At 43.6% G+C, this 19300-nt stretch carries 18 protein-coding genes and 1 pseudogene; 11 read left to right on the top strand and 8 right to left on the bottom strand.

Annotated elements, in window-relative coordinates:
- Window positions 1–247 precede the first annotated feature (247 nt).
- Window positions 248–415, bottom strand: coding sequence for a hypothetical protein (locus LN995_RS20505; protein WP_229962961.1), 168 nt, complete (start codon window positions 413–415; stop codon window positions 248–250).
- Between the two features lie 58 nt (window positions 416–473).
- A complete protein-coding gene (locus tag LN995_RS20500) occupies window positions 474–686 on the bottom strand; it encodes a hypothetical protein (protein WP_229962960.1) in 213 nt (70 codons plus the stop codon).
- Window positions 687–1848: 1162 nt separating this feature from the next.
- On the opposite strand from LN995_RS20500, the gene LN995_RS20495 reads away from it, so the two are divergent.
- Both LN995_RS20495 and LN995_RS20490 read left to right on the top strand, forming a co-directional pair.
- Complete coding sequence (locus LN995_RS20495; protein ID WP_229962959.1) at window positions 1849–2592, top strand: LytR/AlgR family response regulator transcription factor; 744 nt, start codon at window positions 1849–1851, stop codon at window positions 2590–2592.
- 225 nt (window positions 2593–2817) lie between these two features.
- Window positions 2818–3963 (top strand): sensor histidine kinase, encoded by a 1146-nt coding sequence (locus LN995_RS20490; RefSeq protein WP_229962958.1) that lies wholly within the window; start codon window positions 2818–2820, stop codon window positions 3961–3963.
- A gap of 91 nt (window positions 3964–4054) precedes the next feature.
- Here LN995_RS20490 and LN995_RS20485 read toward each other — a convergent pair whose 3' ends face one another.
- Window positions 4055–7120 carry a lantibiotic dehydratase gene (locus LN995_RS20485; protein ID WP_229962957.1) on the bottom strand — a complete coding sequence of 1022 codons (3066 nt, stop codon included), beginning with the start codon at window positions 7118–7120 and terminating at the stop codon, window positions 4055–4057.
- Window positions 7121–7241: 121 nt separating this feature from the next.
- On the opposite strand from LN995_RS20485, the gene LN995_RS20480 reads away from it, so the two are divergent.
- The 6 genes from LN995_RS20480 (at window position 7242) to LN995_RS20455 (ending at window position 12301) form a co-directional block, all read left to right on the top strand.
- Entirely contained in the window at window positions 7242–7565 is a 324-nt protein-coding gene (locus LN995_RS20480; RefSeq protein WP_229962956.1) for a hypothetical protein, read from the top strand.
- 839 nt (window positions 7566–8404) lie between these two features.
- Window positions 8405–9352, top strand: coding sequence for a replication initiation protein (locus tag LN995_RS20475; protein ID WP_229962955.1), 948 nt, complete (start codon window positions 8405–8407; stop codon window positions 9350–9352).
- Window positions 9353–9576: 224 nt separating this feature from the next.
- Entirely contained in the window at window positions 9577–10335 is a 759-nt protein-coding gene (locus LN995_RS20470; protein ID WP_229962954.1) for a ParA family protein, read from the top strand.
- 1 nt (window position 10336) lies between these two features.
- Window positions 10337–10699, top strand: a complete 363-nt coding sequence (locus tag LN995_RS20465) for a hypothetical protein (RefSeq protein WP_229962953.1) — start codon at window positions 10337–10339, stop codon at window positions 10697–10699.
- A 5-nt stretch (window positions 10700–10704) separates the two neighbouring features.
- Window positions 10705–11040, top strand: coding sequence for a GIY-YIG nuclease family protein (locus tag LN995_RS20460; protein WP_317206984.1), 336 nt, complete (start codon window positions 10705–10707; stop codon window positions 11038–11040).
- Between the two features lie 292 nt (window positions 11041–11332).
- On the top strand, window positions 11333–12301 hold the full coding sequence (locus tag LN995_RS20455) for a DUF4238 domain-containing protein (protein ID WP_229962951.1): 969 nt from the start codon (window positions 11333–11335) through the stop codon (window positions 12299–12301).
- 309 nt (window positions 12302–12610) lie between these two features.
- Here the strand turns inward: LN995_RS20455 and LN995_RS20450 are convergent, their stop codons facing one another.
- The gene (locus LN995_RS20450; RefSeq protein WP_229962950.1) at window positions 12611–13657 is read right to left on the bottom strand and encodes a PDDEXK nuclease domain-containing protein; all 1047 of its coding nucleotides are present in this window, start codon (window positions 13655–13657) and stop codon (window positions 12611–12613) included.
- 248 nt (window positions 13658–13905) lie between these two features.
- On the bottom strand, window positions 13906–16047 hold the full coding sequence (locus LN995_RS20445; RefSeq protein ID WP_377470797.1) for a copper-translocating P-type ATPase: 2142 nt from the start codon (window positions 16045–16047) through the stop codon (window positions 13906–13908).
- A gap of 294 nt (window positions 16048–16341) precedes the next feature.
- On the opposite strand from LN995_RS20445, the gene LN995_RS20440 reads away from it, so the two are divergent.
- Window positions 16342–17028 carry a DUF2911 domain-containing protein gene (locus LN995_RS20440; RefSeq protein WP_229962949.1) on the top strand — a complete coding sequence of 229 codons (687 nt, stop codon included), beginning with the start codon at window positions 16342–16344 and terminating at the stop codon, window positions 17026–17028.
- A 135-nt stretch (window positions 17029–17163) separates the two neighbouring features.
- Window positions 17164–17403 carry a copper chaperone gene (locus LN995_RS20435; protein ID WP_229962948.1) on the top strand — a complete coding sequence of 80 codons (240 nt, stop codon included), beginning with the start codon at window positions 17164–17166 and terminating at the stop codon, window positions 17401–17403.
- A 12-nt stretch (window positions 17404–17415) separates the two neighbouring features.
- Here LN995_RS20435 and LN995_RS20430 read toward each other — a convergent pair whose 3' ends face one another.
- A complete protein-coding gene (locus LN995_RS20430) occupies window positions 17416–17712 on the bottom strand; it encodes a hypothetical protein (RefSeq protein WP_229962969.1) in 297 nt (98 codons plus the stop codon).
- 312 nt (window positions 17713–18024) lie between these two features.
- A pseudogene (locus LN995_RS20425) lies at window positions 18025–18138 on the bottom strand (potassium channel family protein); the annotation flags it as partial.
- A gap of 599 nt (window positions 18139–18737) precedes the next feature.
- Here LN995_RS20425 and LN995_RS20420 point away from each other — a divergent pair.
- Window positions 18738–18968: a four-helix bundle copper-binding protein gene (locus LN995_RS20420; protein ID WP_317206983.1), complete on the top strand. Its 231-nt coding sequence runs from the start codon at window positions 18738–18740 to the stop codon at window positions 18966–18968.
- A gap of 111 nt (window positions 18969–19079) precedes the next feature.
- Here LN995_RS20420 and LN995_RS21940 read toward each other — a convergent pair whose 3' ends face one another.
- Window positions 19080–19214 carry a hypothetical protein gene (locus tag LN995_RS21940; protein ID WP_262910543.1) on the bottom strand — a complete coding sequence of 45 codons (135 nt, stop codon included), beginning with the start codon at window positions 19212–19214 and terminating at the stop codon, window positions 19080–19082.
- Between the last annotated feature and the right edge of the window lie 86 nt (window positions 19215–19300).

Below are 19300 nucleotides of genomic sequence, written 5' to 3'. Positions count from 1 at the left end.
CTCTTGAGATAAAGGTGAGAGTGAGGTTTGATCAAAATGGGCTATGCCAGTTACATAGCCCATTTATGATCAATTAGTTATAATTAATCACCNCATGGAGACGAGCCATCGGGTAATCAGCTGAGTGGAGTAATCGTACCGTTGCGACAAAAGTAGTATCATAGCTCTTGAGATAAAGGTGAGAGTGAGGTTTGATCAAAATGGGCTATGCCAGTTACATAGCCCATTTATGATCAATTAGTTATAATTAATCACCGTCCGAATCCTCTTTGGCCTCCGTAACGGCAGAACATATCGTCAGGGAGATCTTCGGCCATGCAGCCTGTCCGCCCAACACCTGATTCATGTCCTTCTCCGACATCTTGTTTACTTTCGCTGGGGCTAGTTTGCCTTTGCTAGCGTTCTCGTTTTTCATCTTTAGATAAGTTTGATTTTTGAGTAATTGGTTGCTTCTGTGAGTCAGCTCCGACAGATTAATCGCTGTCCGAATCCTCTTTGGCCTCCGTAACGGCAGAAGATATCGTCAGGGAGATCTTCGGCCATGCAGCCTGTCCGCCCAACACCTGATTCATGTCCTTCTCCGACATCTTGTTTACTTTCGCTGGGGCTAGTTTGCCTTTGCTTGCGTTCTCGTTTTTCATCTTTAGGTAAGTTTGATTTTTGAGTCGATCTTCTTTGTTCGGCATCGGCTATTTCCGCTTTTTGCTTTTTTCTTTGGGTTGCAAACTGTATCAATTAGTCCCTCAATTCTTGCGCAAGGAATATTTTAAATGTCATTTATCTCTACAGCTGGAGAAAGCTTCTTCTTTTGCCCTCTGCCATATTGTGCTGTTGATGATTTAAACATAGCGTATCACTTAAGCTTCTACAATTTGCTTACACCAATAGCTATTCTGGCAGGATAGAAATGAAATTAGCCGTGATAAGGAGGAATAATGTTTTTGCTGAAGGAGGTGTATGCCTCAAGTGAGATACTTCAGTAACTACGGTCAGATGATTCACTTAACTTGGCAACTCAAGATAAAAAGGGGAACCAGTAACAGTTAATAGTTAAAGGATGATGCTGCCGTCAAAGAGGAAGTGCTGCAGATAGTGTCCATCGGCCGTACGCGTTCATCTAGGCAGTCTACTCCCTTGCTTTACCGCTGGAAAAGCTATCCTATCACATGGCCAGGCAAAATAAGGAGAAGAGCAGGCCATGCTCATGCTGAATGACCAGACACCGCCCAGACTCGCCTCTTGCATGGTAGCGAATTTCTGATGGTAGATCATTTCGGATATCACTAGCACATTATTGCGGAAAGTGAAGCAACAACTTTACAGGTTTGTCAAGTATACTTTAAGTGGTTAAAGCTAGAATTTGTTCTTAAGCTTTTGAAGCAGCAACAAGGAAAAAAGGAATTCTAAATACGGTAACTGGTAGGCTAAGCACATTCCCTGATATGCTTCTTCATAGGTATCTACTTTGATGAGTATGACAAGATGCTTATTATGGAAGGACTGCAGGTACTGACCTGAGGAAAATTGGCCTACAGTTCTTTCAGGAACAGTACCTATTACAGCAGCAGGTTCAACACTTTTCAGCCCTTTAAAATAATTCTTCTGCAGGTTTCAATAAATAACAGTTTTGCTCTACAAACATTTGCTGCCTTGAGGCAAATGGATGAACAATTTTTTATACTTTTTTGTATATAAAATATAATATAAATACTAGGCATTATATAATAGAACGTAATAGAATATGATTTACCTTATTATTTATCGGTATCTTGAGGATATTCTAATTAAATATTTAATGCAGATTAATACTATTCTTAAAGAAGTACCACATTTAAAATGAGAGCAAACATGTATAGTTGTGTAATAATAGATGATGAACCTGATGGCATAGAAATATTGGGAGATTATATAGATTTAATGCCTAACCTACAGTTGTACAAAAGCTATACTAACCCAGTAGATGCCATGACTGAAATTAGGGGAGGCAATATAGAATTAGATTTAATCTTCATGGATATTAACATGCCCTACATTTCCGGTATTGAGCTTTCTGAAATAATTAGAAAGAAAACGAAGTATTTGATCCTCACTACGGCTCATAATCAGTATGCCGTTGAAGCTTTCAACATCAATGCATCTGGCTATCTTTTGAAGCCCATTAACTTTTCAAAGTTTGCAGAGACGGTTAACAAAGTTATTTCACCTGGCTCATACACAGAGCGAACAACATCAGAAGAAGATAATACCTTCTTTTTTGTCAAGTTAGCAGAGGAACGCAACAACTTTGTTAAAGTACAGTTCAAAGACATCATTGCGGTAGAAAGTCTTAAAAACTACATACAAATCTATACTGCTAATGAAAAGATTGTCACCTACCTAACGCTAAAGGAAATAAGTGTAATTCTTTTTGAGTATGCAGACTTTGTCCAGGTACATCGATCTTTTATTATATCAAAGAATTATATCGGTAAAATTGAAAGCAACATGATTAAGCTCTCAAATGGTTTGGATGTCCCCTTAGGTGCATCTTACAAAGATGACTTCTCCTCTTATCTCAACTCACACATCATCAGGACAAACCGCTTAAAATAGGTGGCTAGCCCTGATATAATTAAAAATGGGTGACGGTAGTTAATATGGTCATTGTTGGATCCGTTGTTGGACCGTTCACTTCCTGTTGCTTTTTGAAAATAAAAATGGTGTCTCTCTTAACTCTTAGGCTGCGCTTTTTCATATATTATATTTTTTCTTGAAAGTATCGGGAGGGATATACTTCTAAGAAAATCTTACACAAACAGGCAGATGTATTACACAGAAATGTATATTTGGATTAAGAATTCATTAATCAGGACCATACAAGAAAACCGGTTTCACCTTATTGGCTGGTTTGTTTTTATCGCCTATGAAGTAGCGGCAGTTGGTTTGCTCACAGGCAAATTTGCCACATTGGGAGATTACACTGTGCATTACGTGCTGAATATTTTACTATTCTACGTCCATGCATACCTTATACTACCTCATGCGTTCCGAAAAAAGAACCAAATTATTTGGATTTTCCCACTCATGATCGTACTGGAAATACTGCTGTATGTATTTACCTCTTATGCTGTGGAATTCCTTGGAATTAACTATTTCGGCTTAACAACACAAGGTACTACCACGCTGAATTTTGCCTACCTTATCCGTGCCTTATGGCGCTTTATATATATTGGAGGGTTCTCAACCGCCTACTACTTTTTAATCACCTTACACAAAGAACAAAGAAGGACCGAAGAGCTAGAAAAATTAAAACTCAAGAACATTATTGAAAAACAGAATATCGAGCAAGAGTTAATTAAGGCTCAAAATGCCTTCCTGCGTGCGCAGATAAATCCCCACTTTCTCTTTAATACCTTAAACTTTATTTACAACAAAGCCAGAAAAACAGCGCCTGTTGCAGCTGAAACTATTATTACTCTATCTGAAATGATGCGTTTCGCGGTGCAGGCAGACCAACATCAGGATGCTGTTCTCCTAGGGGATGAAATAGAGCAGGTGGAAAAATTAGTCTATCTTCATCAACTCAGGCAAAACCACCAGCTTCAGGTACAGATTAATTACACGGAAGAAGTAAAATATATCAAACTTATCCCCTTAGTACTCTTAACAGTTGTAGAGAATGTATTCAAACATGGTAATTTGTTGTTACCTGCTCACCAAGCCGCTATTCGCCTTTACATCAATAATAATCAACTATTTATAGAAACAGATAATCTAGTCTACAACAAGCCTAGTTCCCCAAGCCTTCACTCCGGCTTAAAAAATATCCGTCAGCGCCTGCACCATGCTTATGGTGCCCGTGCAAAGCTTACCTCTTTCGAGGATGATCGGAAGCACTTTCGGCTCAGACTAACTGTTAGCCTAGATGCATTAGAATATCCTGCTTTAGTGAACAATTCACAGGGTGAGATGCTAATTAGATAAATGAGGAATAATACATTTCAACAGAATTATGGTGTGTTTATAGGGATTCGTAATTAGTGAGAATCCATTAGGAAAATACTATTATTGTGCGTCAAAGCTGTTGACGGGCTACGAGGGACTGGTAGTGTTTGTAAAGGCAGTAATATACCACGAGCTCCTGCTGTCTTGGTTGATCTATGAAGAGCCGGTTCAAATGCATGTGAATCATGTCAGACAGCAGCTGCGCCCTCTTGGCCTGTGGTACGGACTTAGTCGAATCGGCTAAATGTTGTAATGCTAGCCTAAAACGACCGTTAAGTTTACCTATACGTAATGTTGTAAACAGATCGACATCGTCAGTAGCGGGAAATAACCCGACTAACTTGCACATTTCTCGGTATTTAAAACTCAGCTGCACCTTCAGTTCTCTCCTCTCACCGAACTCCCTAAAAAAAGACTCGAATATGTGGCAAAGAAGCTGGTGCTTATCTTTTAAGTTCAATCTAAAGGCGTTAAGTATCTCCTCCACGCCAGCGAAAGCAATGGCATAAAAAGCGTAATCCTCCTCAGAAAAAGGCGCTTTCTTTATATAGGCTGCCAGCAACTCACTACTCGTGCAGAATACACGTTCAACGGCCTCAATTCGTGCCGACCCGTACCGTTCGAGCTCACGCTCATAAACCGCTAGCTTCAGGTTACTAATTACTCCCTTACGCACCAAGGAGGTCAGCTTTTGGTGCATAAGCGATAAGATAGTACTTGTGCCCCCCCCGTCAACACTCAGGCAAAGCCGTACACGCAGGTGATAATCAGGATCTCTATAGCGAATAAAGTACCACTGAATCACCTTCTGCTCCTTTACCACTCGTTGCAGCAGTGGTAACAGGATTTCTGTGAGAACAGCGTTTGCACGTGAAGGGTGAAGGTAAATCTTGAAATAGAGCCACTCCCCTCCCGGCAGGAATTTACGCTTTTTTATCTGAGATTGCAGCTCAGGGGAAGTAGGTATCTTCTGCTCATGATATACCTCTCGCTTATTACATACTGCCGCTAAAAACTGATGGACATACGCTCCCTGTGCACTGCTTACTACAGGCTGTTCCTGTTCCTCGGCAAAGGGAAACTCCTTGATCATCAAAGACTCTTTGTTCTTTATACTGTTCAGAAAAAAGCGCACCTCAGTTTCCCTTTCCAAATTAAACACCAGTTGATGGTCATGTTGTGTAAGGGCAATATATCGTGGCCAACCCATTTTCTTTGAAAGTTCTTTCACCTGACTCACCTGCTCCTCTCCATCTGCACTCAAAATAGGTTCTATTTGTTCCTTCCTTAGGTACCAAGTGGCTAAGTGCAATATTGTGGACTTGTATACTACCCTTGGGTAGAAATGGATGTCGGGGAAAAACCGACTCATGTTTAAGGTAAAGTTACTTTGCAGCCCCTGATACTGCAGATCGCACAGAAAACGAAAAACTGCCAAGTCGTCACGCACAAAATTGAATGCCGAACTTAAACGGGGCACTATTATTTTCTGAAGCCGCTCCGACCAAAGCACAATGCGATTCCCTTCCACTTTAACCCAAAGTTCTGAGAGCTTTATTTGCTGTTCCATCGGTAGCGTTGACTGTACAAGCAGAGGTATCTCGTATGAGTAAACGGTAGCCCTACGATCTATGTTGGCTGTGTGCTCATCGCATAGATGGGCTATTTCGGCAAAAACTACGTGTGGGTTTTTTTGCTGTTCCTCTTGAGCAACGGCTTTCGCAAAGGTGTTTATCTCCTCGTGGAAGTGCGTAAACCTACCTAACAGCGCCGTAGCTGAAATGCCCCCGGCCTGTTCTATATACACATCTTCTCCCAAGACCCTAAAAAGAACAGATGTGCTAGGGGGCATAGATCCACCCTTATTATCCGCAGGTAATGTTAGAATATCTTGCGCCGTTAGCTGGATAGGGGCTGATCCTCTCCCTGCCTCCTGCCACTTGTCCATCAATAATACATGCGCTGGTGTCCAATCCACCCTTTGACTTTTTTCCTCTGCGGCTTCAAAGTGGATTCCTTGTAGTAGTTTAGGAGCTTGCTGGCTAATGGCAAGCCCTTCATACCCTACCCCCACCTCCGGGTCTAATGCCATAAGTAGTGGAACCACCCGTCCTTCGAACTTTTTCATATAATCTTTGCGAAAAGCTATCAATCCGGCTGGTTCTTGCCTTGGCTGAGTCAAACGGCGCAGACAGGTTAATGCCTCTAAAACCTGCTCCTGATATGAGGAATTTAGATATCCACTCCTTACGTTTCTGTACATGTTGGCGTAAAAGGAGGTATTAGCCAGCGGAAAACTATAAAGAAGTTGCTCTGAAAACTTTTCTAAGAGCCATGGGTCTACTGTCCTACCAACGCCATCCAAATCGTGTAGCATCTCTAGTAAAGACCGTAAATGACGAAGTTTAGGAGAGTGAACTACCTCCTTCTTTCCTAAACTTAGGAGCCGCTGCAGGAAGTCCTCACCTGTAATATTCGCTTTAAGCTTAGATAGCAGGATTTGTTCAGCGATCAATTCATCCACAAAAGCTTCACTTTCTGCTGAACTGGCTGACACTTGCTTCATAACAAAGGCAATGATAGATTTTTTAGGCTGTCCAGAATTACAGAACAAGAGCAGGGAGTGCAACAACTTATCCCGTTGGAGGCTGTCAATCATAAAGATTCTCCGTTTTCTCTTTTCATCTTTCTCAAAGCGCAAGTACCTATATTCATCCTGTACCTGGTATGATGAGGGATTAGTTTGGTAGACATGATATGATGCCAGCTCCTCCGCAAGTAGGGATGCTGCTACTGTTAACTCAGCCGAAAAGCTCAATTCTAGTTTTACCTGTACATCAGCCTCGTCTACTATAATGTTGTTTTTACCCTTGGAACTCCAACTAACGAGGGAAATACCTGAAAATAAACCGAATGGCGTAGCCCGGTAACACATCCTGTTTAGGTACTTCCGGACGCTGAGTTTGGCTTTAGGAGGAAGAGACCTATAACAAAAGTCATTTGCCTGTATTGACTGATACAGCGTCGGGCTAGCAAGCATCACAGCCGCAAGGAAGTATGGATTCTTCATCTGCATGCTTATGTCGGTATCAGCATAAGCAGTAGGGGTATAAGCAGGGGTCCGCAGCAGAAGCATTGGGTGAAATTGAAACACAGATATGCAGTTTGCTTGTAGAAGATACAATATCAGTAATATATAAATTTCAGTAAAAACATTCAGCAATATAATTGCAATATTTTGCCGATTTTTTTCCTTCTTGGCTGTACATTCTTTGAATGTACTAAAATACATACAGCCTGCCCTGCTGCCTAGTAGCGAATTTGCAGTAGTCAATCACTTCTGCTTTAGTTGCCTTGAAGAAGCTCCCAGCTATGGCGTTATCTCGATAGTTGCCCCTTCTACTCATGCTTTGCTACATGGGCATTCTTCCCAGTTGTTCCCGAACCCACTGCGGGCGTACTGCGCGCCGCTTAGACTAAAACAGCCTTTACCATTTCTACGGGTTGCCGACAAATGGCTATACTTAGGCAAGGTGAAGTGCCGGGACAACATAACTGGAGGAGCCAAATACTTTCAATGACCTTTGAAGTGTAGCAAGAACTAGCTCCAAATAATGCACAAAACGGCTGTACAAGGGAAAGAGTACTCCTTACCACTTCATAAAATGCATTGTAATAGGTGTAATTTCATAACAACTTTTATGATAAGTAGAGAATGTAGTAAGTAGAAAGTTTAATACCTCTCCCCTACTACTGTTGAACATTTAAAATGAATCTTAAGCTTAGCAATAATTATAATTTAACTTTTATGACGAGAAAAGTATCGTTACCCCTTGCTGAATAATGCTTCTAATATATTATCAATTAGTGCCCTAAAATGGACATTCAATGCTCTAAAATGGTTATTGAATGTCCATTTTAGAGCATTTTACTATTCTAGCGATACTTTTCTCGTTTTACCTTTCTTCAAAATGACAAAAAACGCTAAAAACATCTTTCTAATCGTCACAGCACATATATTAACGATACTTTTCTCGTTTTACCTAAGATCCATTTTTACTATAAGTGGATCTTAGGTAAAACTCAACTTTTAGTAAGGACTATTTCCTTTTTTAGAAAATTATAAAAAATAAGAAGATATTAGAATTATTTATTCTATTTAAAGATATTCTAATATTCTAGTCATTACAAGTCTCTAAAAATCAATGTTTTATATTGTAAAAAAACGAGAAAAGTATCACGGTTTAACGAGGAAAGTATCGTTAAAAGTTAACTTAAAACGAGAAAAGTGTCGCTGTAAAACGAGAAAAGTATCATCCTAAAACGAGAAAAGTGTCGCTTAAAACGAAAACGTAAATATGTTTTTTCGTTTTCGTTTTTTAATTACATTTACATGTACCTAATGTAAATGAGTTTTGCAATGAATGATGAACTTGAACTTTATACTCCAAAGATAGCCCAACATAATAATCTAATTCGCTCTTACATGCACTTAGGTGGTTTAGAGGCAAGAATTTTTACTCTCCTCCTTAAAGGGGTGAAAAAAGATGATACCGAATTAAAGAAGGTAGAAATAAAGGTATCGGATATTATTGGAGATAATCCTTCGGGCAAAGCTTACCAGCTTTTGAAAGATGCTTGCGATGAATTAATGTCAAAGAGGCTAGATTTATTGCAAGTTGGAATTAGTAAAAAGGCTGCCAATAAAAATGATTATCATAAAGTAGGCATTGTCCAGGAACTTCAATTGGATTCTGGTTCTGGGTTTGTGCGAGGGTTATTTACTGATCGTGTGCAATCATATCTTATACAACTTAAAAAAGATTATGCACTTGCAGACATAGAGCATTTGATGTCTCTAAAGAGTGGCTATTCTCACCGAATCTATTGGTTGATGAAATCCTATCAATCATTAGGTGAAGTTAAGATATCAGTAGAGGAATTCAAGAAGATGGTATGTGGCGATAAAGATGAATTAGGTAATCAAATTGACAAATACCCTCGCTATTATGATTTCAAGAAATACGTGATATTACCCGCTTTTGAGGATATCAGAGAAATGTTAAATGTACATTGGGTTGAGAATAAAAAAGGAAAGAAGACAGAGTCATTAACTTTTAAGTTTCCTCAAGAAGGTAAGATTAGTAAAATTACTAAACCTGTTCAGGGAAGCCTGTTTGATAAGTCAAATGCTAAACCAAAATACAAGAAGAGCGAAGCTCCAAAGCAAAACCTTAGAGCAACTTCAAAACTTAAGTTAGTAGAATTGATGGAAATTCATAAGGAAAACTATGAAGCTTCAATAGAAGCTCGTTTGAATGATGGTTGGTATTGGAATGATGATCAGACAATACTTTACAAAGACTAATCTTTAGAGTTTCAATCTATAATGCCTGGGCCTAGTATGAAGTTATCAGGTTTACTGGGCCTCCCTTATTGAATTTTCACAATGTTTACATATCTTATATAGTTAATAAATTTCATGAATGTTATTAGTTACATAAGATACATGAACATTATGAATCAAATGAATTTTATTTTATATTTAAATTAAATAATGTTTATTGCATTCATAAAAATAAAATTAATTACATGAAGGTAATAAGCTTTATAAACCATAAAGGTGGTATCGGTAAGACTTCATCAGCATTGAATGTAGGGTATTCCTTGAAAAGCAGAGGATACAGGACATTGTTGATTGATATGGATTCTCAAAGCAATTTAACTCTTGCTTTGGGCCTAGATAAAAATATCAAAAATCATGTAGGGAAGTTTATCGAGGGGGAGCTGCTCTTTGAGGAAGTTGTGAAAACAGCTAATAACTTAGATATATTACCTGCATCAAAGCTTGTTGCAAAGACTGAAAAAGATCTAGGGAATCAGCCAGATTTTGCTTTCGAATTGAAAGAAAGGCTTGATCAAGTTAAAGACAATTATGACTTCTGCATAATTGATTGTCCTCCTTCCTTAGGAGTGTTTGTATACATGGTAATGGTTACAAGTAGTTACATATTCATTCCTATGCAGCCTGAATTCTTTGCTTTTGAGGGATTAGAAAATATTGTTGAGGCTTTTAATAAAGTCAAAAAGCATTACAATCCGGGATTGAAAATAGGTGGAGTATTTTTTACCAAGTATAATCCCAAAATAAGAAATACAATGTACACTGAGCTGGTTGATACCATCAAAGAGCAGTATAATGAACTTGTTTTAAAAACTAGTATAAGAGAAAACGTCAAGATAGGACATGCTCAGATATTTAAGACGAATCTTTTTGAGCTTGATTCGAATAGTAATGGAGCAAAAGATTATGATAATTTAACAACTGAAATTCTAGAGAGGATTAAATAAAATGGCTAAAAATCAATTCAAGCAAGCTCTAGCAGCTAAAAAATCAGATGGAGATATTTTATTTAATGAATCTGATGAGCCTAATAAAAAAAATAATGTAGATAATATTAATAAATCAAATGATATATATGAAGATAATGAACTTCATGAAATGACGCATTTTAGTACAAGAATTACTAAAGGTCTATATAAACAAATTAGGCAGTATGAATATTGGGAAAGAGCAACAATTAGCGATGTTGTTGAAAAGGCTATTAAACAGTATTTTGAAGGAAAAGAATCAGCACATAGATCCTTGCCATTAGATAGAATTAGTAGGCTCAAAGAGATTAGCGACAACAAAAAGAAGGCAAAAAAGAAATAACATTAGTGAATGCGATCAGAATTGAGAATTGGGAAAAGTACAGTAGGAGGGAGGTCTTAGCGAATTATAAAAGTCTACGGCACGTCAGAGACAACCGTTTATACTTCCTGTATCTGATCTTTGACGCCGACACCTGCGTGTACGTGGGGGTGACCAGCAACATCTTCTGGCGGGTCATCAAGCACAAGGACAAGTGCTCGGCCGACTCGGTGATTTACTTTCAGGAGTACCAGGACAAGGAAGAGGTGCTTAAGCTGGAGAAGTACTACATCCGCATGCTCAAACCAAAGTTCAACAGCCGATACTGCCAGCCTGACCAGCTGGAGCTGTTCAAAGATTAAGTAAAGCAATAGGGGAGTGTTAATGCAGGCCTGTTGTCCCCACTCTTTCCCAACGTCACGCCCGTCTCTGGTCAAACCGTTTCCAAACGCGAACCAAACCGGGTCCACCAGCCGATAAGTTATGTTATGATAAACAGAGCTTCATAAACCCCTTGACATCTCAAATGACTGTATCGTCTGATATGAATTTTATATTGGATCTAAGCAAGATTATAAGATAAAGATATAATTTCCATAGCTTTGTTAAGCTGTACCTTATGCACCCTTTACTAGTTTATAGATATAAAAACTTATGTCTGATCCTCGCCAACACCATATTCTACCTGTATTTTACTTGTCTGGATTTACAGATACAGGTACTGCTAAGGGATTTCTCCATGTTTTCGACTACTTCAATAAAAAAAGATACCAAGCTAAACCTACACAAGTTGCAAAACAAAGAGACTTTTATCGTTACACTCATCCTGATATTGATCCATTTTATATGGAAAACGAACTTTCCAAAATGGAATCTGAGTATGCCCCAGTACTTAAAAATGTTTTAAAAACAGGAAGGGTTAACAGTAATAATGAAATGGGTGCACTTTTATCTTTTGTTTCATTATTACATGTAAGGAGTAAAAGATGTAGAGAGCTTTTGTCATATTCAATCGAGCAAACTATGTATAGAAAGATACTCGATGGAAAAGTTACAAGGGAAGAATGGGAAGATATTAGGAAGTTAGAAATTCGTTCTGGTGCAGATATGAATCAATGGCCACCTTTTGATGAGGTTAAAGAACTAGTGCGTAATGACTTATGGAGACCCCAAACACCGAAAAATCTTAAAGTAGATCTTATAGCTACAGCTCATGCCATAGTAGTAGATGTACTGGTTGATAAAAAGTGGAGCTTAGCTGAAGCAACAATAGAAAGTGGCGGTTTTATATGTTCTGATTCTCCTTTAAATTGGTCTTCATATCCATCTGAACATTCAGATTTAAGCTTAGATAATCTATCATCTACAGATGTTACGGTTACAATCCCTCTAAATAAAAATTATGCACTAATTACAAGAGAAGATGAACATGGGGGAACATATGAGGCTGCAAAAGAAGTAGTTGCCTGGGTGAATGCTCGTACTCATTTGCATTCACTTGGAACTTTATATTCAGAGGGTGAAAAATTTTATCTAAACCGTTTGAACAACTCCATAGGGCTTAGTACTGACTATTTCAATTTTGTAGAAGAGGGATGGCGAAATGGAATTAGGTTTCCATAGTTAGTAAAGACCTTTATTGAAGACTATAGATAAATGCTTATAACCTTTACTCTTACGAATTATTGGCGATGAAGTGTGCACCTATAATATTGAGATAGGCAAATAGTCGAAGACTAACTATCGACATGACATTTAATATGTATTAACTAAGGTTTATAAAGAAAAGAGCCCTCTCATGCCTATTAACCTATTTGATTTAATTCAGGAAACTCCGTGGCTGTATACAACAGTTATTTTAAGTGAGAGATTGTAATGCGTTAACCTTTCTAATTTTTATGAGCTGACTTTTGAATCATCAAAATTAAAATATTACTCCTCCTTTTTTACTTTTGCCAGCTCTATGGCTTTATGCAGCCTGCTAGCAAATACCTCTTTGGGAGGCAACTGCGTCAGGTATTCTGATACCCTTATATGCCCCTTGTTTAGCTCCAGCAACTCAATTTGTTCTTGACTCTTTTCGGCACACAGGATCAGGCCGATTGGGCTTTCTTCCCCCTCTTTGCGTTCGTACTTGTCCAGCCATTTGAGGTACAACTCCATCTGCCCTTTGTAGGCTGCCTTGAACCTTCCCAGCTTCAGGTCAATAGCCACCAGGCGCTTTAGTCCACGGTGGTAAAAGAGCAGGTCGATTTTAAAATCTTCATTGTCTATGATGATTCTCTTCTGGCGTGCAAGAAAGGCAAAATCGCTGCCCAGCTCAATGATAAACTGCTGCAACTGCGTTAAAATTGAGGACTCTAAATCCCGTTCGCTGTACGTATCGCTCAGGCCTAAGAAGTCCAGCACGTAAGGATCCCGGAATACTAGATCAGGTGTCACGGCCCCGGCTGACTTTAGGGTACTTAGTTCTCGCCTGAGTAAGTCTTCTGGCTTTTTAGATAAAGCGGAACGCTCAAACAGCATGCTGTCGATTCGCTCTTGCAAAACACGTGTACTCCATCGCTCCTGTACACAGAGGGCGGTGTAGAACTCTCGCTTCAGTTCATCCTCAAACATGGCCAATATGCGCAGATGCGTCCAGCTTAATTGTGTACTCAGTGCGTTCACAATTTGATCTTCCTGAAAAGTGTCTGCAACGCGTACACAATGCCACAGGTGACGCTTTGACCAACCCTTGCCATATGTTTTAGTAAGTTGAGAGGATAAGGATTCAACTACCTGTTCCCCATATTCTCCACGCTGCTCCTGCAGGAGCTTATGATTGATAGCTTTCCCGACATGCCAGTATAAGAGAGTAACTTCACGGTTTACTGTGAGGGCAACCTGCCTTTTGCTTTGCTCAATGAGTGCGGCCACGTTATTGAATAGATCATTGGCTTCTTTACCTTCCGGTAGGTTACTTCTATCCTGAGTCATGGTATTGGTTATTAATGGAAGCGCAATTTATCCATATTCCTTCACTATTGTAAACAAGAGAAAGTTGGCCCTATTTACCATAACGTTTGTTATAGGTAGCACATGGCTCTTTTTCACAGTTAGAGAGATTTGATGGCTGATTATATCTTACACACGGGAGCCTGTGCAAAGGAACACTTTTACTCCGCCTTGCTTTCGGGGCTGGGTTATGCTTGTTTTCATAGTTTGTGATAGATGCTGTGTCTAGGTTACTTTATCTGCCTTCGCAGCAGCTGCGCATTGACGGCGACAATGACAGTGCTGAGACTCATCAGAGCGGCCCCGACAGCCGGGGATACCATGATGCCCTGGTTATACAGTACGCCTGCCGCCAGCGGAAGTGCTATGATGTTGTAACCTGTGGCCCAGATAAGGTTCTGAATCATCTTGCGGTAGGTGGCCTTGCCGAAGAGGATAAGGGAGGCGATGTCCTGCGGGTTGCTGTTGACCAGGATAATGTCGGCTGTCTCTGCCGCCACGTCCGTTCCGGAGCCTACGGCGATGCCCACATCAGCCTGGGCAAGGGCAGGGGCGTCGTTCACGCCGTCGCCTGTCATGGCCACGAACTCTCCCTGCTGCTGCAGCTCCTTTACTTTTTCCTGCTTCTGGTGCGGCAGCACGTTGGCCAGGTAGCCGTCCATGCCCAGCTTGTCGCTCACGCTTTGAGCCACGCGCTCGTTGTCGCCGGTCAGCAGCAGGTTCTTGATGCCGTTCGCCTTCAGTACCCGGATGGCGCCGGCAGACTCAGGGCGTATCTGGTCGCGCAGCGTGATGTAGCCTGCCACCTTCCGGTCTACCAGCACATACACCACCGTCTCCACACCCTCCTCCGCCTGGCTCTGGGGCACCTGCACGTTAAACTCTTTGATATAGTTAGGCCCTACCACCTTCACGTCTCTTCCCTCCACAAGGCCTTCCAGCCCTTTTCCGGGCAAGTAATTGAAGGAATCTGAGGCAGGGACTGTGATGCCTTCGGCCTTTGCTTTTTTGAGGATACCCTGTGAGATATAATGCTCCGAGTGCTGCTCCACACCGGCCGCTAAACGGAGTAGCTCCTGCTCATTAAATGCCTGCTGAAACACCACTACCTGCGCGACGGCATGGGAGCCCTGGGTCAGGGTGCCGGTCTTGTCGAAGATGATGGTGGTGATGTTGCGGGAGTTCTCGAATGCGGTGCGGTTCCGAATAAGCAGGCCGTTTTTAGCAGACACGGCCGTGGAGATGGCCACCACCAGCGGTATGGCCAGGCCAAGGGCGTGCGGGCAGGAGATGACCATCACCGTCACCATGCGCTCCAGGGCGAAGTCCAGCTCGGCACCGGCCATCAGCCAGGCGGCAAAGGTGCCGAAGCCTGCCGTCAGCGCCAGGTAGGCCAGCCATTTGGCTGCCTTGTCGGCAAGGCGCTGCGTCTCGGACTTTGTTTTCTGCGCCTCCTGCACCAGGTTGATCACCTTGTTCAGGTAGCTGTCCTTGCCCGTGCTCTCCACGCGCACCTGCAGCGAGCCGTTGCCGTTGATCGAGCCGCCGATCACCTGATCGTCTTTCACCTTCTGCACAGGCTTGCTCTCCCCCGTCAGCATGCTCTCATTCAGGTAGCTTTCCCCCTGCACCACCGTGCCATCGGCAGGCACCTTCTCACCGGGTTTCACCACGATAACGTCTCCCTGCCGGAGTTCCTCAACCTTCACCGTTACCGTCTGCCCGTCCCGTAGCACCTGCGCCTCGGCAGGCATCATGCTCACCAGCAGCTCGAGCGCCTTGGAGGCACCCAGCACTGACTTCATCTCTATCCAATGCCCCAGCAGCATCACCACGATCAGCGTAGCCAGCTCCCAGAAGAAATCCATCCCTTCCAGGCCGAACGTGACGGCCGTGCTGTAGCCGTAAGCCACCGTGATGGCCACGCCGATCAGCGTCATCATGCCCGGAGCACCTTTCTTCACCTCCTCGGCAAGTCCTGTGAGGAAAGGCCATCCGCCATAGAAGAAGATGATGCTGGACAGGACGAAGGCGATGTACATGCTGTAGGGCACATCAAGCGCGTAGCCGAGGATGTGCTGCACCATCGGGCTTAGCACAATCACCGGTACCGACAGCACAAGCGAGATCCAAAAGCGCTTTTTAAAGTCATCGATCATCATGCGGTGGTGATCATGTCCACCGTGCCCGTCGTGTCCCACATGCTCCCGGTGCGGGGGAGGAGTTCCCTCCCCATGTGGCATGGCTTCCCTGTGGGCATGGAGCGTTTTCTCCTCCAGTTGCTCCTCTACCTTGCCTGCCTTGCTTTTCGCCTGTGACTTTGCAGGCTGGTGATGATTGTGTTCCTGATGGTGACTATGACTGTTCTTCATGGCTTAAAAACTTTCGTTTCAGGTTCCTCAGAATAAGTACCTCACTAGCGGTAAGTATGTTTGCCTTTTACTGCCGCTCCTTACATGGTCGTCCCCCTTGTGGCAAAGCAAATTAGCAGGAACAAACCGGGCTTCTATTACACAGTTCCTGGTAGTTGTTACATGTTTAACTGCTTACTACTGTACATCAGGCTGTAGTGGCGGGAGCATGGAGGGTAGCGGCACCAATTATAAAAAAAAGCGGCCACCGCCGCCAGAATATGACTGTTGGTGCTTTCAATACTGCCAGTTTAAATGTTATTTCGCTCACACAAAACTCTCTTTACACGTTTAGGTAAACTTCATATGACAATTGAACTACGCAGCGCCATCTTGGCTGTTGCCCTTGGTGCTGCACTTGCTTCCTGCAATGAGCAGGTGGCAGAGCAGAAAGCTCCGGAACAGGAAAGCCATCATGCCTCCGCGCATGAGGCAAACGCGCAGGAAGGGGCGCTGGCCATACAGGCACAGGCTGAGCCTGATACCCTGAAGGGCAGCCTAAAAGCCGAGGCGCACGGGCAAATCGGGCCTGCCCATCTAACGGTAGCCTACCATTCTCCTGCCGTGCGCGGCAGAGTGATCTGGGGCGGCCTGGTGGCCCATAACCAGGTATGGGTAACGGGGGCACATTCGGCTACCAGCCTGCAGACGGACCAGCCGATCACAATAGGAGGGCAGCCGCTGCCGGCAGGGAAGTACGCGCTGTTCACTGTTCCGGGGGAGAAGGAGTGGACGGTGATCATCAACAAAAACTGGGAGCAGCACCTGGCAGACGATTATTCGGAAGCAGAAGACGTGGTACGTTTCACTGTGACACCTGAGAGAGTGGAGCAGCACCAGGAGCGACTGCGCTATCAAATCGTAACTCAGCATGATGCGCAGGGGGCGATTGTCATGACATGGGACAAGCTAAAGCTGACGCTCCCGGTGAGTGGTAGGTAGCTGATCTTGCGCGGGGTGAACCTTCCGGTTGCTGCTCATAACCCTGCTCTAGCAAAAAGAGTACAGTAATAACGAAAGTTTGTGCCTTATCGAAGAGAACAGGACAAGTCATACAGCTGTATCAGCGTCAACGCTATGGAAATAATCAAGTTCAAAACAAACGTAGAGACCCAGGCAGGGCTTTCCAAAGTGGCCCCGCACCTGGAGAAGGTAGCTAACCTGAGCAAGTGGAACCTGGACACGGACAGTGACGATAGGGTACTCAGCGTGTCGGGCGAGGAGCTCGATCCGCAGGCTGTCAAGAACGCGGTGGAAGCGGCCGGTTATAAAGCGGAGGTCATTCGTGTGATGGGCATTGGGGGCGGAGACCTATAGGCTACGCTGTGCTCATGCATCATAAACATCTTTCCAAGTCCACCCGTCCATTTCCAGGATGGCCGTTATCACCTTACGGCGTTCCTGCAGATCAACCTCGAACGTGCGCTGTACCTTTTCTTTGTCTTTGAGCGGTACGCCTTTTTCCTCCAGTTCCCGAAGGTCCGGTGTTGGGGCGGTTTCCTTGGGCGATGGGTTCTTTAGGAAGCTTCCCTTCACCGTTTCCAGGTAAGCGTCCAGTGCCGTTCCCAGCATGCTCATCATCAGCTGGTTTTTCACCGCCTCCTCCGGCACCGCGTTAGCCAGCAACTGGTAAGCCTCATCGAGCAGGGCAATGGACGGGGCGATGGAGCGGCTCGGCTGGTTGTTGTGGAAGTAGTGGATGACCGGGTAGGAGTGGTGGTTCAGGGTATGGTGCATCAGCAGCTGGCACAGGTCGGAGGCGTTGCCGAAGAAAGCGGAAAAGTCTTTGCCGTTCCAGCTGTTAATCAGAATCTGCTGCGGCGTTTTACCCATGCCGTTGATGTAGAGGCTAAGCTTGCTCTGCAGGCTAACCGCCGAGAGCACGGGCACAAAGTAGGTAATGGAGGTGGTGATGAAAACAAGTCCCGCAAAAGCGGCCACATCCGTGACTATGCGCCATACAATTCCCGAGGCGATGAAGTCGCCCACACCCAAGGTAGAAAGCGTGAAGCCCGCGTAGTACAGCTTCTCCAGGGCGCTTGCGCTTGCCATGGTTTTGCTGTTCACGACAGAGCCGGCTTCGTAGAGCAGCACCAGGAACAAGCCTCCCCAAAGTGCCATAATCCAGGTAAACAAAATCGACAGTAGAATGGCAGGCCCCGCGTACCGGATTAGCTGCGATCTGCCGTTCTTCCCGGAAGCAAGGAAAAAGGCCTTCCATACGCCCCGGGTAACTTGGTTTGTGATCAAGCCCCCGCCATTGGAAGAGAGCGCAGTCTTGACAATATCAAATATGGTGAAGAAAAACAGGACTATCCCTAGGCACAGATATAAGACGTTCATATAATGCATGTAGCGACATTGGTTAGTTTCGCTAAACGTATGCCTGGCGTTAGAGTTTTTACAACAGAAAAGGGCAGAAAGCAGGAGGTGCTACAGGCGCACAAACATACGGCATAAAGAAATTAAATAACGATTATCTAAAATTGTATAAAACGCAAGGGTGCTTTTGCGGGTATAATAACAACACATGAACATTTAATCATCAAAACAAATAAACTATGAACAAGGACTTGATTAGAACACTGGCCGAATGCGCCGCCGCCTGTAACAACTGTGCCATCTCCTGCCTTGGAGAAGAAGACATCAAGATGATGGTTCCATGCATCCGCCTGGACCTGGACTGCGCCGCCATCTGCAAGGCCGCCCTGGACTATGTGTCACGCGACTCTCGCTACGCAGAAGAGATCCTGCAGCAGTGCGCCAGAATCTGCAGAGACTGCGGCCAGGAGTGCCAGAAGCATGAGGCGCAGCATTGCAAGGAGTGCGCTGAAGCATGCTTTAAATGCGCTGAGGCTTGCGAGCAGTATCAGTCAGCCTAAGCCTGTACATATTACCTAACACAGGAAAGGCCCGTGACCGTCACGGGCCTTTCCTGTGTTAGGGCTAAAATTGGAAAGCTTATTTACCTTTTGGAGCCTCCTGCTGGGCGTTTACTCCCTGGTAGCTTCTACAGGCTTGCTCGCACTCGCGGCATATCCTGGCGCAGTCCCTGCAGGCACCAGCGCGTCTGTACGCCCGTTCTCTAGGCACATGTCAAGCAGGGGGCGCCCCTTTTCGTGTATCACAATTCCCCCGTTTTCCAAATATAAATTTTAGTGTTTACCTGGTGTAGGAGTAGGATCGTTCTGTCTCGTCCTGCTATAGGTTGACA

This window comes from Pontibacter silvestris (assembly GCF_020907275.1).
Taxonomy (GTDB): Bacteria; Bacteroidota; Bacteroidia; order Cytophagales; family Hymenobacteraceae; genus Pontibacter; species Pontibacter silvestris.
Note: the sequence above shows the minus strand (reverse complement) of the source record. Positions and strands in the feature narration are given on the sequence as shown.